This is a genomic window from Flavobacterium zepuense, from assembly GCF_007097145.1.
GTDB lineage: Bacteria > Bacteroidota > Bacteroidia > Flavobacteriales > Flavobacteriaceae > Flavobacterium > Flavobacterium zepuense.
In genome coordinates this window covers 220864-234604 of sequence record NZ_VJVZ01000002.1, presented here as the reverse complement: position 1 = coordinate 234604, position 13741 = coordinate 220864, and the positions used below count along the sequence as shown (strand labels likewise).

Annotated in this window: 8 protein-coding genes and 1 tRNA gene; 5 read left to right on the top strand and 4 right to left on the bottom strand. The window is 41.5% G+C overall.

The genetic code is table 11. The features are described from left to right. Nucleotides 1–121 precede the first annotated feature (121 nt). Nucleotides 122–3406 (bottom strand): glycosyltransferase family 117 protein, encoded by a 3285-nt coding sequence (locus tag FMM05_RS03865; RefSeq protein ID WP_143372024.1) that lies wholly within the window; start codon nucleotides 3404–3406, stop codon nucleotides 122–124. A 146-nt stretch (nucleotides 3407–3552) separates the two neighbouring features. Between FMM05_RS03865 and FMM05_RS03860 the strand changes: the two genes are divergently transcribed. After that, nucleotides 3553–3623 (top strand) — tRNA-Gln (locus FMM05_RS03860). A 478-nt stretch (nucleotides 3624–4101) separates the two neighbouring features. Here FMM05_RS03860 and rpmA read toward each other — a convergent pair. Both rpmA and rplU read right to left on the bottom strand, forming a co-directional pair. After that, the gene (rpmA, locus tag FMM05_RS03855) at nucleotides 4102–4362 is read right to left on the bottom strand and encodes a 50S ribosomal protein L27 (protein ID WP_026990653.1); all 261 of its coding nucleotides are present in this window, start codon (nucleotides 4360–4362) and stop codon (nucleotides 4102–4104) included. A 26-nt stretch (nucleotides 4363–4388) separates the two neighbouring features. Continuing rightward, a complete protein-coding gene (gene rplU, locus FMM05_RS03850) occupies nucleotides 4389–4754 on the bottom strand; it encodes a 50S ribosomal protein L21 (protein ID WP_026990652.1) in 366 nt (121 codons plus the stop codon). 379 nt (nucleotides 4755–5133) lie between these two features. Here rplU and FMM05_RS03845 point away from each other — a divergent pair, with 379 nt between their 5' ends. Both FMM05_RS03845 and FMM05_RS03840 read left to right on the top strand, forming a co-directional pair. Next, nucleotides 5134–6459, top strand: a complete 1326-nt coding sequence (locus tag FMM05_RS03845) for a M16 family metallopeptidase (protein ID WP_143372023.1) — start codon at nucleotides 5134–5136, stop codon at nucleotides 6457–6459. Between the two features lie 17 nt (nucleotides 6460–6476). After that, nucleotides 6477–8525, top strand: coding sequence for a M16 family metallopeptidase (locus FMM05_RS03840; RefSeq protein ID WP_143372022.1), 2049 nt, complete (start codon nucleotides 6477–6479; stop codon nucleotides 8523–8525). Between the two features lie 133 nt (nucleotides 8526–8658). Here the strand turns inward: FMM05_RS03840 and FMM05_RS03835 are convergent, their stop codons facing one another. Beyond that, a complete protein-coding gene (locus FMM05_RS03835) occupies nucleotides 8659–9048 on the bottom strand; it encodes an SPOR domain-containing protein (RefSeq protein ID WP_235894355.1) in 390 nt (129 codons plus the stop codon). Nucleotides 9049–9261: 213 nt separating this feature from the next. On the opposite strand from FMM05_RS03835, the gene FMM05_RS03830 reads away from it, so the two are divergent. Together FMM05_RS03830 and FMM05_RS03825 are read left to right on the top strand one after the other, a co-directional pair. Then, a complete protein-coding gene (locus FMM05_RS03830) occupies nucleotides 9262–10617 on the top strand; it encodes a cytochrome c3 family protein (RefSeq protein WP_143372021.1) in 1356 nt (451 codons plus the stop codon). A 33-nt stretch (nucleotides 10618–10650) separates the two neighbouring features. After that, on the top strand, nucleotides 10651–13722 hold the full coding sequence (locus FMM05_RS03825) for a TAT-variant-translocated molybdopterin oxidoreductase (RefSeq protein ID WP_143372020.1): 3072 nt from the start codon (nucleotides 10651–10653) through the stop codon (nucleotides 13720–13722). Nucleotides 13723–13741 lie beyond the last annotated feature (19 nt).

Sequence of the window (13741 nt, the reverse complement as noted above, 5' to 3'; positions counted from 1 at the left end):
TATTTTTTTGCCAAAGCTAAAGTGTAATACCATTTTTTTAATGCCTTTATAAATGCAAAAGCGGCATTGTTTGTAATACAATGCCGCTTTTGTTAGCTAATATTTAAAATTTTGTTAAAACTTACTTCTCGTTTTCCCTGCCAAAATGTTTAAACCTTTGATTAAAAATGTTAAACGCTGTTTTATGTTTATTGTAAAAAGCAGTGTCATTGTTTTCCTGCATTACAATAAGCAGGCTGCGGTACTGTTCTATTTCCCTTACTATGGCAGTGGCATTGCTATTTTGCATGGCTATGGGCTGCGAAGCGTAATAGGTTAGCGCATCTTTGTACTTGGCGATAAGCTGCTCCAACAATTTGCGTGCGGCAGCGGTATCGCCTATGCGGTAGTAGCCACCGGCAAATGGCTCATTGATAAAGTAAAATTCATAACGCTCTACCGGCATATTTTTTAATGCCAGCTCTATAACTTTTCGGGCTTTTTCGGGCTGCTTGTCTATTATCAGGGCATTCATAAGGCGGGCAAGGTTCATGCGGAAGGTAATGCTGTTATGCCTTGTTTGCGGGTCTACATAAATATCAGGGCTGCCACTGTTGCCCCAGTCCCACTTCATAACCTTATTGTACATCGATTCAGAATCCACGTACCCCAAGTCTAACATGCCTGCGTCTTCGGGTAATGCTGTTTTTATAGGCACCAGCTTAAGCGCAAGGCCATCCTGCTGCAGGTAATTTTTCATCCAGGCAAAATCGGCATCTTCATTTGTTCCGCCGGAAAAATAAATAGGGCGTTTCCAGTTATTGTTTCGGATGACATCCAGCATCATAAGGCCATTTTTATAAATAGCATTTTTAGGCAGGTCGATATCAATACTTTTCACGATAGAATCGTAATGCTGTGGCGCTACTACCTTGTTTTTGATGACGGCCTCCCTGTCTACAGGGAAACTGATCTTATTAGATGGATATACATTAGCTTTATGACCGTTTTGCAGGGTTATTTTGGCTCTCTCATCATCCGAGGCTACAAAACTCATAAAATCGTTAATGCTTATGCGCTCATCGGTGCGGGGTGCATAGAGTATATAATCGCGGGTACCCTCTACATACTGGCTGTGCTCAAAAGATATTGGCAACGGATCTGACTCGTACGCCTTGCGCTTCATAGAATCAATATACCAGTCGGTAGGGAAAAGTGTAGTACACACCACGCGAACATCGGTACGGTAGCCTTCAATTTCCTGGGCATACCATAACGGAAAGGTGTCGTTATCGGCAATGGTAAACAATATAGCATTTGGTTCACATGAGTCCAGGTAGGCCTTCGCCATTGCAACTGCGGTGTAACGGTCAGACCTGTCGTGGTCGTCCCAGTTTTCTTTCGCTAAAAGCACGGGGCCTGCAAGCAGTGTTATTGCAAGTACAACAGGAATGGCAATTTTAGGCTGAAGGTATTTTTTAAGGCCATCGTAAATAGCATAGGTGCCAAAGGCAATCCATAGGGCAAAAACATAGTAGGAGCCTACAAGGGCATAATCGCGCTCGCGAGGCTCAAATGGGCGCTCGTTAAGAAATATTTTTAGGGCAATACCCGTAAATAAAAACAGGGCAAGCAACATGTAAAAACTTTTCCAGTCTTTACGGGCGTGGTATATCATGCCTATAACGCCTAAAATAAACGGAAGGAAGTAATAGTGGTTGCGGCCTTTGTTGTGTAGCATATCCTGCGAAAGGTGGCTCTGAGGGCCCAGACGGGCTTCATCTACAAATGTAATGCCGCTCATCCAGTTTCCATCGGTATAGCCGTAGCGTCCCTGCTCGTCGTTCTGGCGGCCGGTAAAGTTCCACATTAGGTAACGCCAGTACATATAGCCAAACTGGTATTCAAACATGTATGCCATATTTTGTGCAAATGTGGGTTTTTCTACAAGTAGGTATTGTCCGTAGTTTTTAAGGAATTCATCGTATTCCTCATTACCTATCCCGCCTTGCGCGTAAGCCGACTTAAATTGCCCGATTATCTGTTCCAGCTGGCCGCGTGCCTGTGCAAGCGCCATACCGGCTTCTTCGTCGCTTAGCGATTCTATATCCACGCCCGACCGTTGTAGTTCCTGACTGAAATCATAAGCCGGGTCGATGCTGAATTTAGGCGGCCCGGCGAATATCATGTAGTTTTTAGCCTTGTCGGCATCACCCATACGGGGAAGGAACCCACTTTGGCGCTCATCAGGGTTTTGCTTGGCGTTTTTATAATCATTTACAATTACATACTTGCCGGTTTTATAATCAGGTTCGTAATTGGGCTTGGCATCAATATAAGGCTTGTCGGGGTCAAGGCCTGCGTAGGCTTCAGTGTACATTGGCCCGTAAAAAGTACGCTGCTGCGGATATTGTTCACGGTTGTAATAGGCGAGAACCTCGGCAGCATTGCTTGGATTGTTTTCGTTAATAACCACATTGGCGTTAGCGCGTACCGGCAGCATTACCCAAGTAGAAAACCCGATTAAGATAAACAGCAGGCACAGCAGCACTGTGTTGTAAAGAAAGAGTCCTTTTTTTTGAGTATACTGTAACCCAAGGTAAAACACTGCAATAATAAGTAAAAAGACAAAGATGGTGCCCGAATTGAGTGGCAGCCCAAGGCTGTTAACCATAAAGATCTCGGTCTTGCCAAAAAGTGCAAGCGTATAAGGGAGTAGGAAGCCAAAAACAAAGAACAGTACCGCCACAATTAAAATGTTGGCTATGATGAAATTCTTTACCGTAACGGTTTTATAATTTTTGAAGAAGTAAATAAGCCCGATTGATGGGATAGATAATAGCGCCATAAAGTGAACGCCAAACGAAAGCCCGATAAGCAAGGATATCAATAGCAGCCATTTGTTGCCGCGCGGTGTATGCATCTCCTCGCCCCATTTTAAGCCCGCCCACAGCAGTATCGATATAAAAAGCGATGCCATGGCATATACTTCGGCTTCGGTAGCGTTAAACCAAAAAGAATCGGTAAATGTAAAGGCTAAAGAAGCTACTGTAGCTGCCCCTAAAACCATCTTGGGGTTATCTCCTGTAAATTCATTAAAACCCGCTGTAAGGCTTTTTAAAAGCATTGTGAGCGACCAAAACATAAACAGTATCGTAAATGCACTTGATAGTACCGATACCATGTTAACCATAAGCGCGACTTTATCAGGCCCGGTAGCGAACATGGCAAACACCGCACCCGCCATCTGAAAGAGCGGCGCCCCGGGTGGGTGGCCAACTTCCAGCTTTGCTGCGGTAGAAATATACTCGCCGCAATCCCAAAAACTCATGGATGGTTCTACAGTTAGTGTATATACTACAAAGGCAATGGCAAAAACTGCCCAACCCAATATAGTATTCCATTTTTTAAAAGTAAGGTGGTTCATGTTGATTAACAGGGTTGTTGATGTGGTGCAAAGAAACTATTTTCTGCTGTTACCACAATGCCAAAAAATATTTTTTAATTTTTTTAATTGTAGTGTTTGCATTATTTAAAATATGTTCTATATTTGCACCCGCAATGAAGCACAATTGGTCTATGGTGTAATGGTAACACTACTGTTTTTGGTGCAGTCGTTCAAGGTTCGAGTCCTTGTGGACCAACGGAAAACCTCCCATTTATGGGAGGTTTTTTCATTTATATATGTTTTTGATTTTCAAAATTTTGGAGGTTCAATGCCCTTAATAAAATTCTTATTTTAAGGCGGTGCTGCTTTAAAATCATCCGTATTTTCTGTCAGGATTTCGGTGGGATAAAAATTTAAAATCACAAAATTTTTACCATCTGCGGCAAGATGCATTTTTTAAAAAAATCACTCAATTTTAGATTTTTTGAAAAATAAAATTGCTTCCCGCTCGACTAAGGTCAACTAAAAATACCCTTAATATTTCACTTTCGGACTCTGAGATTCACTATTAAAACGCGCTTTTTTGTACGTTTTGACCTGTTGAGGTTTTCCATTCTAAAAAAGGGCAGGACAGGAGATTTTGCTTCCAAAAAAAATTAGCGCATAAAAAAAGCGTCAGGATATCCTGACGCTTTATATTTTTGTGTAACCCAAAAAAGGGTTAACTGAAAGTCTTAAGCTTCAAACGGTACTATTGATACATAAGATTTGTTGTCTCTTTTCTTCTGAAATTTAACAACACCATCTACTTTAGCATGTAAAGTATGGTCTTTACCCATGTAAACATTTTCACCCGGATTGTGCTTAGAACCCCTCTGCCTGATAATAATGTTACCAGCATTGGCGGCCTGGCCACCAAAAATCTTAACGCCTAAACGTTTCGACTCTGATTCCCTACCATTCTTGGAACTACCGACACCTTTCTTGTGAGCCATGATGTTTTGTTTTTAATTGTTAGTAATTATTCTGCTGCAGTTTCAGCTTCTGCTTTTTTAGTAGCTTTCTTCTTAGTGCCACCAAAATTAATAACTGAGATCTGGATCTGGGTTAAAGACTGGCGGTGGCCATTCTTTTTCTTGTATCCTTTTCTACGTTTCTTTTTGAAAACAATTACCTTGTCTCCTTTTAAGTGCTGCAGCACTTTGGCTTCGATTGAAGCACCTTCTATAGCCGGGGCGCCTAAAGTAACGGTTCCGTTATCGTCAAGTAAAAGAACTTTCGCAAATGTAACTGCGTCGCCCTCTTTACCTTCCAAACGGTGTACGTACACTTTTTGGTCTTTGCTAACTTTAAATTGCTGCCCTGCTATCTCTACGATTGCGTACATAACAATATGGTTTAAATTATTTTTTAAGGTTGCAAATATACAATTTATTATTTATCAGTCAACACGTTGCAATAAAAATATCACGCTTTTTACATTATATGTATAGGTGTTAATTTCACGCCGCTTAGCTGTGTACTTTTTAGCTGCGGTTATCGGTAAAACTAAAAAGGCCTTAGTTATTAATGGTTTAAGCAGCGGTTGGCTATGGGTGTTATTATTTATATGGCGATATTTTGCATTTGGCGGCTGTGTGATAATTCTCACCACTCGTTATATATAAGAGTGAAAAAGTCAAAATCACAAAAAAAATTAAAATAATTGTAACAAATTAGCGAAATTGCACACCTATTATCAAAATCAAAAATAATTATTAATTTTTATGAAAAAATCTATAATGGCTTTGGGCTCTCTCCTGATGCTTGGTGCAACGGCCTCGGCACAAAAAGTAGCATTTGAGGAATATACGCTGGATAACGGACTGCACGTAATCCTGCACCAGGATAAATCGGCCCCGGTTATTGTTACATCGGTTATGTACCACGTAGGTGCTAAAGACGAAAACCCTAACAGGACAGGTTTTGCACACTTTTTTGAGCACTTGCTGTTTGAAGGTACAGAGAATATTAAAAGAGGTGAGTGGTTTAAAATAGTTACGGCTAATGGTGGTAACAATAACGCCAACACGACCGATGACAGGACGTATTATTACGAGGTTTTCCCATCTAACAACCTGGAGTTAGGTTTATGGATGGAGAGCGAAAGGATGATGCACCCGGTAATTAACCAGATAGGTGTAGATACCCAGAACGAAGTAGTTAAAGAAGAAAAAAGGCTTAGGTACGACAATCAGCCCTACGGTGCGTTGTTTGCCCAGGTTAAAAAGAATATGTTTAAGGTACACCCGTACCGCTGGACAACCATTGGCGATATGGAGCACCTTGATGCTGCTACGCTTGCAGAGTTCCAGGCTTTCAATAAAAAATTCTATATCCCTAACAATGCAGTTCTTGTAGTTGCGGGCGACCTGGATGTAGATCAGACTAAAAAATGGGTTAAGCAATACTTTGGTGCCATACCTAAAGGTACTCCGGTAACCCGCCAAAAATACGAAGAGGCTCCTATAACTAAAGAGTTTAACGCTACTTACGAAGATCCTAACATTCAGCTGCCAATGATCGTTACGGCTTACCGTACACCGGCAATGAATACTAAAGATGCTCGTGTACTTGATATGATATCTTCACTGTTAAGCGATGGTAAAAGCTCAAGGATGTACAAAAAAATTGTAGACGATAAAAAAATGGCGCTTCAAATAGGTGCATTTAACTACAGCCAGGAAGATTATGGTGTGTACTTTGTTTACGGTATACCTATGCAGGGCTTTACGGCGCAACAGCTTTTAAAAGAGGCCGATGACGAAATTGTAAAACTGCAAACAGAGCTTATATCTGAAAAAGAGTTTGAAAAACTTAAAAACCAGATAGAGAACCGTTATGTAAACAACAATTCGCGTGTGGAAGATGTGGCTGATAACCTTGCTACATACTATCTTTTATATGGAGATGTTAACCTTATTAATACAGAGATTGATATTTATCGCAATATCACAAGGGAAGATATTAGGGATGCTGCTAAAAAATACCTTAATACTAACCAAAGACTACTGTTAGATTACGTTCCATCTAAAGACAAAGCACAAAACTAAGCATACAAAAAACGATCATGAAAAAAGTTATATATTTATTAGCAGGTTTGTTTTTATATACCACAGCTATGCAGGCACAAGACAGGCCAATGCCTAAACCGGGGCCGGCTCCTACAGTAAACGTAGGTAAACCGGAAACCTTTACTCTTAAAAACGGACTTAAAGTACTTGTGGTAGAAAACCACAAACTGCCAAGGGTTACCTTTAGCCTTGCTTTAGATAACGCTCCTTATGCCGAAGGCAATAAAAAAGGCGTTGCAGATATGGTAAGCGCACTTATGGGCAGCGGTACCAAAAAAATGAGTAAAACTGCCTTTAACGAAGAGGTAGACTTTTTAGGTGCTAACATTAATTTCTCGGCTAACGGTGCTTATGCAAGCGGCCTTTCTAAATATTCGGGCAGGATATTAGAGCTTATGGCCGATGGTGCTTTAAACCCTGTGTTTACACAGGAGGAGTTTGATAAGCAAAAAGCGCAGATTCTTGAAGGCTTAAAATCTGAAGAGAAAAACGTAAAAGCAGTTGCAGGCAGGGTAGAGAACGTACTTGTATACGGTAAAAACCACCCTAACGGCGAATACCTTAGTGAGGCTACACTTAACAATGTAACCCTGGCTGATGTTAACCAAAATTACGATACTTATTTTGTGCCGGGCAAAGCGTACCTTGTTATAGTGGGCGATGTTAAGGCTAAAGATGTGAAAAAACAAGTAACAAAACTATTCTCATCATGGGATCCGGGTGTAGCACCTACAGTTAGCTACAGCGACCCTAAAGATGTGCAGTATACCCAGGTTAATTTTGTAGATATGCCAAACGCTGTACAGTCGGAAATTGCTGTAGTAAACGTTGTTAACCTAAAAATGACCGATAAAGAATATTTTGCTGCGTTACTTGCTAACCAAATTTTAGGTGGCGGTGGCGAAGGAAGGCTTTTCCTTAACCTGCGTGAGGCTCATGGCTGGACATACGGTGCTTACTCATCTATAGCAGGCGATAAGTATGTAGGTGCGTTCACGTCTTCTACATCGGTTCGTAACGCAGTTACCGACAGCTCTGTGGTAGAGATATTAAACGAGCTTAAAAGGATACGTACTGACCTTGTTAGTGCCGAAGACCTTAAAAATGCGAAAGCTAAATACGTTGGTAACTTTGTAATGCAAATAGAAAAACCGGCTACTGTTGCCCGTTATGCACTACTTACGCAAACACAAAGCCTTCCTGAAGATTTTTACGAAAACTACATTAAGAATATTAATGCAGTAACCCCTGAGGATATTAAAGCTGCTGCCAATAAATTTTTCCTTGCAGATAAATCGAGGATTGTTATTGTAGGTAAGGCTGCCGATGTGCTTCCCGGCCTTGAAAAATCTAAAATACCGGTTAACTATTACGATAAGTTTGGTAACCCAACCGAGAAGCCTGTAGTTAACAAACCGGTTCCTGCAGGTGTTACAGCTAAAACGGTGCTTGATGGCTATGTAAAAGCTATTGGTGGCGAGAAGGCTGTTAAGGCTGTAAAAACCCTTTATACAAAGTCTACGGCTACAGTACAGGGTACTCCGCTTGAGGTTGTTATGAAAGTTTCTGCCGAAAACAAACAGTTTGTAGAAATGAAAGCTATGGGTATGAGCATGATGAAGCAAGTAGTTAACGAAAAAGGTGGCTACGTGGTGCAACAAGGCCAAAAGACAGATCTTGCAGGTGAGGATCTTGCCGAAATGAAGGCGAGTGCTGTGCCTTTTGAAGAGCTTACACTTGCTAACAGCAAAGAAGTTAAGCTAACGGGTATAGAGTCCATCAACGGAACTGAAGCTTATGCTGTTAAAAATGGCGGTAACACTTACTATTATGATGTGAAAACCGGTTATAAAATTGCAGAGAACCACGAAGAAGAAGGTCCTGATGGTAAAAAAGCAACACGCACTACACTTTACAGTGATTACAAAGATCTAAAAGGAATTAAAATTCCTTACAAAGTAAACATGAATGTAGGTATAGAGCTGGATCTTACAGTTACCGAAGCCAAAATAAACGAAGGTGTTGCTCCTGCTGATTTTCAATAGTAGTACTCCTTAATATATACTATAAAGGCTGCCATATGGCAGCCTTTGTTTTTTTTGCGTAAGAAAGTAAGTGCAAAAATGATATATATGTAAAAAAAATCCCGCAAAGGCGTGATTTTATATTTAATGCTTATTATTTGTTGGGCTTTACCAACAATGCGTTAGGATATTTTTTTCTCACTTCGGTAAGCTTGCGTTCGGCTTCAATGCGCGAGCCAAAGCTGCCCACCCATACCTTATAAGTTGGGCTTTCAAATACTATAGTGCCATCCAGCTCTTTAAAATCACGTTTAAAATCCTGTAAAGCTTTACGTGCTTTATCGTTCGCACCATAAAAAATCTGGAGCTTGTAACGGTCGTTTACCGTTATAGAAGAGTTTATTTTACGCTTTTCGGCAAGCAATTCCTCAAATTTAGGGTCTTGAGATACTGTTACGGTATTGGTTTGTGCTGTGCCTTTGGTGGTTAAAAAAAGGCCTAAAAGTAATGTTAAATAAGCGGGCTTAATTCTTAAAATTCTCATTATTAAGTGTGTTTACCACAAATGTACAACTATTTATTTTATTGGGTTTAACGCGATTTATTTAGAATTATTATAAATTAAGAGATAACATTTAATTAGGGTTTGAGAATAAATGTTAAGTCGTATTTTTGTGGGAGTTTTTAAAAAAGTATAGTATTTACATAATATACCTCTATAAAAACCATACCAAAATTGTCGATAATCATTTTTAATATGAAAAAAGTGGGTAACCATACTTCGATTTCAAGAATCTTATTATTCTGCCTGGCGCTTTCGCTCTCGTTTACCGTTTCGTCATTTGCACAAGATCCTGCTGCTCCTGCGGCTGCAACAACAGCTGCTCTTGCCGGAGATGCTGCTGCGGCGGCTCCTGCTGCCGGTGCGGGCGACCCTGTAAAAGGTAAAGAATTGTTTAATGCCAATTGTGCTTCATGTCATAAGCTGGATGCCAAATCTACAGGCCCTGCCCTAAGGGGTGTGGCAGATAAGCATGACAAAGCATGGCTTTACAAGTGGATTCACAACAGTAGCGAGATGATCAAATCCGGCGATGCAGAGGCTGTAAAGCTTTTTGCAGATAACGGTGGCGTAACCATGACGGCGTTCCCTCAGCTTTCTGAAGGGGATATTGATAACATCCTTGCGTTTACATCACAGCCTAAAGAGGTTTCTGCTGCTCCGGCTGCTGCAACTGCTCAGGCAGGTGGCGAAGGTAATGGCGGGTCATCTAACAAATTAATATTAGGTGCGCTTGTTTTAGTGCTTATTGTATTAATTGTAATGCTTGTGTTGGTAAACAGAACGCTTAAAAGGGTTGCCGCTGCTAACGGTGTTGTATATCCTGAGGCTGAGCCTACATTGCCACTTTGGAAAGCGTATGCTAAAAACCAGTTCCTTGTTTTGGTTACTGTAATACTGCTAATGCTATCAGGTGCATACTTTCTTTACGGCTACCTTATGCAGGTAGGTGTAGATAAAGACTACCAGCCGGTACAGCCAATACACTTCTCGCACAAAATTCACGCCGGCGATAACGGCATCGATTGTAAGTACTGTCACTCTGCTGCCAGGGTAAGTAAAAATTCAGGTATACCATCACTTAATGTGTGTATGAACTGCCATAAGAATATTGCTGAATTTGCAGGAGATAAAGACTCATTATATGTAGATCATTCTAAAGAATTCTACACCGCTGAAATACAAAAACTGTATGATGCAGTAGGGTGGGATAAATCTGCTCAAAAATATACCGGAAAACAAAAACCTGTTAAATGGGTTAGGATACACAACCTTCCGGACTTCGTTTACTTTAACCACTCTCAGCACGTTTCTGTTGCAGGTGTAGAATGCCAGACATGCCACGGCCCTGTTGAAACATTTGAAGTGATGAAACAAAATGCGCCGCTTACAATGGGCTGGTGTATTAACTGTCACCGCGAAACAGATGTTAAGGTAGAAGGAAATGACTACTACAAGAAAATCCACGATGAACTTGCCAAAAAATACGGCGTTCAAAAACTTACCGCTGCCAATATGGGTGGTACTGAGTGTGGTAAATGTCACTATTAATCAATTTATAAGAAGCTAATATTTATATACAACATGGCATCAAACAAAAAATACTGGCAAAGTGTTGAGGAGCTAAATCAAAACAGCTCTATTGTTGAGACGCTGAGAAACAATGAGTTTGCAGAAGAAATCCCTACAGAGGAGTTTCTTGGCGACAAGGAAGCTTTGTCATCTTCATCTACAAGCCGTCGTGACTTTTTAAAATATGTAGGGTTTAGTACTGCTGCTGCTTCATTGGCAGCGTGTGAAGGCCCGGTAATCAAATCAATACCTTATGTTGTGCAGCCGGAAGAAATAATACCGGGTGTTGCAGATTATTATGCTACTACAATGGCAGATGGTTTTGATTTTGCCAACATACTTATTAAAACCCGTGAGGGGCGCCCCATAAAAGTTGAAAATAATACCATTGCAGGTTCTAAAGTAACGGCTAACGGCAGGGTACATGCATCTGTGCTTTCCCTATACGATAGTATGCGTTTAAAGCAACCTGTGGTTTCAGGCAAACCTGCTTCCTGGGAAGAGGTTGATGCTAAAGTAAAATCTGGCCTTTCTCAGGCTGCTGCAACAGGTGGCCAGGTGGTAGTGCTTACAGGTACACTGGCAAGCCCGTCTACAGATAAAATTATAGCAGAGTTTGGTGCTAAATATCCTGGTTTCAGGCATGTGGTTTATGATGCGGTTTCTTCATCAGAAGCTCTTGATGCTTTCCAGCAGGTATATGGCGAAAGGGCTCTTGCTGATTACGACTTTATAAATTCTGACGTTATTGTTTCTGTCGGCGCTGATTTCCTTGGCGACTGGCAGGGTGGAGGATATGATAATGGCTATACCATTAACCGTATCCCTAAAAACGGTAAAATGTCTAAGCACATACAAATAGAGTCTAATATGTCTCTTACAGGTGCTAACGCTGATAAGCGTATTCCTTTAACTGTTACTGAGCAAAAATACGCTCTTGTAAAAATATATAACATTGTTACAGGTTCATCTGTAAGTGTTCCGGCAGTAAATGCTACGTATGCTAAAGCTGTAGAGGCTGCTGCAAGCCAGCTTAAAGCTGCGGGTTCACGTGGTGTTCTTGTTACCGGCCTGGATGATGTTAATGCACAGCTTCTTGCTATTGCAATTAACAATGCATTACAGTCGGCTGCATTTAACCCGGCTGCACCGCGTTATGTGCGTAAAGGTGATGCTAAAGCGGTTGCTAAATTAGTGGCTGACATGAAAGCGGGATCTATACACACGCTTATCATGAACAATGTAAACCCGGTATACACACTGCCTAACAGTGCAGATTTTGTAGAAGGGCTTAAAAAAGTAAAACTATCGGTTTCTTTCGCTCTTAAAGAAGATGAAACTGCATCTAAAACAACTGTAGCTGCTGCTATGCCTCATTACCTTGAGTCTTGGGGAGATGTAACAATAGCTAAAGGAACGTATGCTATCACACAGCCTACTATCCGTCCGTTGTTTAATACAAAACAATTCCAGGATGCACTACTTGCATGGTCTGGAAACCCAACAGCTTATTACGATTACCTTAAAGCGGTTGCCCCAACCTATGTTGCAGGCAAAACGTGGAACCAGTTAGTGCATGATGGTGTTGCCGTTGCTACGGTTGCCCCAACAGCTGCTGCTGCCCTTGGTGCTAACTACGCCGGTGCTGCGTCTGCACTTGCATCTGCTAAGCCAACTACCGGTGCCTTAGAGCTTGTGTTTTACACTAAAACAGGTATTGGAGACGGCCAGCAGGCTAACAACCCTTGGTTACAGGAGTTTCCTGACCCTATTACAAGAACATCGTGGGATAACTACGTAACGGTTTCTAAAGCTGATGCTGATGCATTAGGCCTTGAAAACTGGAACGTGGCTAACGGCGGCCTTAACGGTAGCTATGTTACTATAGAGGTTGGCGGTAAAAAACTGGAAAATGTTCCTGTTATCATACAGCCGGGCCAGGCTAAAGGTACTGCCGGTATTGCGTTAGGTTACGGCCGCGCAGCTGCCATGAAGAAAGAAATGATAGTAGGTGTTAATGCATATAGCATTTACAACAACTTTAACGCTTTCCAAACGGCTAAACTTACTAAGACCGAAGGCGAGCATGAATTTGCATGCGTTCAGCTTCAAAGAACATTAATGGGCAGGGGAGATATCGTTAAAGAAGCTACCCTGAACGATTTTAATACTAAAGATGTTGCCGACTGGAATATCATGCCGGTTGTGTCTTATGACCATAAAGAGGTTCCTGCTGCTTCGATAGACCTTTGGGAGTCTTTTGACAGGACTACAGGACATCACTTTAACCTGTCTATCGACCTTAACGCCTGTACGGGCTGTGGTGCTTGTGTTATAGCTTGCCACGCAGAAAACAATGTACCGGTTGTTGGTAAATCAGAGATCAGGAGAAGCCGCGATATGCACTGGTTGCGTATTGACAGGTACTACTCATCTAAAGATACTTTTGCAGAGGATGTAGAGGTTAAAGAAAGTATGAGCGGACTTCTTGACTCTGTTGAGAAATTTAATAATATGGAAGACCCTGCAGATAACCCTCAGGTAGTATTCCAGCCGGTAATGTGCCAGCACTGTAACCACGCTCCTTGTGAGACTGTTTGTCCGGTTGCTGCTACATCTCACGGCCGCCAGGGGCAAAACCACATGGCTTACAATCGTTGTGTGGGTACACGTTACTGTGCTAACAACTGTCCTTATAAAGTACGTCGTTTCAACTGGTTCCTATACAACAAGAACAACGACTTTGATTATCATATGAATGATGATCTTGGGCGTATGGTTCTTAACCCTGATGTAAACGTTCGTTCACGCGGTGTTATGGAAAAATGTTCTTTCTGTATCCAGTCTACACAAGCGGTTATCCTTAAGGCTAAACGCGAAGGCAGAACGGTTGCTAAAGGCGAATTTAACGATGCATGTGCATGTTCTGCAGCATGTGGTACCGGAGCTATGGTATTTGGCGATGTTAACGAGAAGGAAGACCCTATCGTAAGGCTAAAAGAAGATGAAAGGGCTTACCACCTGCTTAGCCACATTGGCACACAGCCTAATGTATTCTACCACGTTAAAGTAAGGAATACATAGTAGTTAAAATAAATTAATA